The organism is Bacillus sp. SIMBA_008 (assembly GCF_046535495.1).
In the GTDB taxonomy this organism is placed as follows: Bacteria; Bacillota; Bacilli; order Bacillales; family Bacillaceae; genus Bacillus; species Bacillus subtilis.
The window spans coordinates 1-248 of record NZ_JAWRWL010000987.1; the positions used below are offsets into that span (position 1 = coordinate 1).

Annotated in this window: 1 protein-coding gene; it reads right to left on the reverse strand. The window is 36.7% G+C overall.

All coding sequences use genetic code 11. From position 1 onward, the window contains the following. Positions 1 to 248: serine hydrolase (locus SB658_RS26340; RefSeq protein WP_410603448.1), on the reverse strand; the 248-nt coding region annotated here is incomplete at both ends.

Sequence of the window (248 nt, forward strand, 5' to 3'; positions counted from 1 at the left end):
GCCATACGGTGCCCCGGCATTATCATAGGCGACTATACTTTTTTTCGGTATGCCAAACCAAGACTGATAACCTGTTAAATAACCTTTTTCATATGCAGTCTCTTTACTTGCTGCCGCACCATTCATATTTAATGGCTGAAAAATGTGCTTTTCCATATATGATGAAAATGTTTCATTTGTAACGGCCTCAATAAGTGCACCAAGTATTATATAATTCGCATTACTATATTGATATTTTTCACCTGGTG